This is a genomic window from Bradyrhizobium sp. CSA112 (assembly GCF_029051645.1).
Lineage (GTDB): Bacteria > Pseudomonadota > Alphaproteobacteria > Rhizobiales > Xanthobacteraceae > Bradyrhizobium.
On the sequence record NZ_JAACFS010000096.1, the window covers coordinates 1 to 1,676 of the forward strand.

General features: G+C 57.6%; 1 protein-coding gene and 2 pseudogenes. All 3 read left to right on the forward strand.

Annotation, left to right across the window (positions count from 1 at the left end):
* Positions 1 to 151 (forward strand): annotated as a pseudogene (locus GWE18_RS41795) (IS5/IS1182 family transposase); the annotation flags it as partial.
* Between the two features lie 423 nt (positions 152 to 574).
* Positions 575 to 715 (forward strand): hypothetical protein, encoded by a 141-nt coding sequence (locus GWE18_RS41800; protein WP_275191287.1) that lies wholly within the window; start codon positions 575 to 577, stop codon positions 713 to 715.
* Between the two features lie 696 nt (positions 716 to 1,411).
* Positions 1,412 to 1,546, forward strand: a pseudogene (locus tag GWE18_RS41805) (IS5/IS1182 family transposase); the annotation flags it as partial.
* Positions 1,547 to 1,676 lie beyond the last annotated feature (130 nt).

Genomic DNA, 1,676 nt, shown 5'->3' on the forward strand with positions numbered 1-1,676 from the left:
CAACTATCTCTGGTTCCGCCAGGGCGACGCCGCCAACGCCGTCCTCGCCGCCGCCGGCTACAACTTCCGCCGCCTCATCCGCTGGCTCAGCCTTTTGCTGCGCCTGTTCCTGACCGCACTCTTCCCCACTCTTCGGACCAATCCCGCGTGAAATCCGTCTTCTTCACGGACGACTAAGCACCAATACGCGAATCAGTTCGACCGAACTCGCAGCCTCCACTATTGTTACATCGACTTTATCGGCCTCCGTCTGTTTGGAAACCTCCGGAACACGGTCAAAGAGTGCTGAATTTCTGCACCATTTAGCGCCTGCTTCGCAACGTTGCACCGCTCTTCCAATTAAAAGAGGTCGTCCAGGTAAGGAGATTGCAAATGAACGTCGGCGTTCCCAGGGAATCAAGGCGCACGAATACCACGTAGGTCTTACGCCTGAGGCCGTCCGCGAATATTTGGCGGCCGGCCACAGGGTGGTAGTCAAGACCAATGCCAGCGTTCAGCACCGGCGCCATGGACGACAAAGGCCAGCGCAACGATTCTGGACTCCGCTCATGAGCTATTTGCATCGAGCGAGACGGTGATAAAGTTCAAGGAGCCCCAGCTTTCCGAATGGACACAGCTGCGAGAGAACCAGATCCTCTTCACTTTTCCGCATCTGGTGCCGGACCCAGAGCAGGCCAAGGTGCTCCTAAAGCCTGGGTGCACCGCAATGGCCTAGGAAGCCGTTATCTGATACGCATGGCGGGACTTCAGCTGCTTGCGCCGATGCGCGAGGTCGCGGGCAGGCTTGCGGTCGAGCCGGCCGGTAGCGGCCGCGCGCTTGGCCGGCTACAGATGCCCACTGGCACCACTTTGGCACTGTGCCTTCGTGACCCGCGGCGACAGCTATATCACAGAAAATTTCGAGTGCTAGCATAACCGGGAGACCCCCCGGCTCTGCCGGGGAGGCAGCATAAGTTTGACATTTACGGCGGTCGCCCATCGCCGAAACTTCTGATCGTGAGCCTTCTAGCCGGCCATCTACGACATCGCAGACTCACTGCAAGCGCGCCCAGAGGAGTTTGACCATGGCTATGATCCACGGTCGCCCGAGATCAGCGCGACCTCGGATCTTCGGACCGCTGACAAGATCTCGGACCGGAGTGGAGCATACTAACAACCCACCCTATGAAATTTATACTCGTGAATCATAGAACCCCGCGCGGCGACAGAACCTGCACCGAATGTTCTCAGTCCTTGTCCAGGGTACGTGCGAGATGCGGTAACGCGGATAGGATATTGCGACTACGATTGCTATCGACGCTGCCAGTTAAGGGGCATCCCCTTTTCCGTACCTTACAAGGCGTGTCGATTCTAGGAGCCTGTCTGAGTAGTGACTGGTCAAGAGGGTGCGAGTCTGATTCCTTGCGTGGCCATGAGCAAGGAATTTCGCCCCTGGAAGATCGACGAGGTCCAGCTTCTGCCGCCGAGCGTGCAGGACTATGTGCCGCAGGACCACGTTTCGCGGTTGATCGTGTCGCTGGTCAAGGAAAGCCTTGATCTATCGGCGATCCTAGATTAGCGTTTTCTTGGTTCGAATCATATCAGGCGACCTCGGCGAGTTTGTAGGACCACGTGTGGATGACCGGATGGCGATTGACGTCGTCGATACCGGCCATGATGCGCTCCTTGAGTTCGTG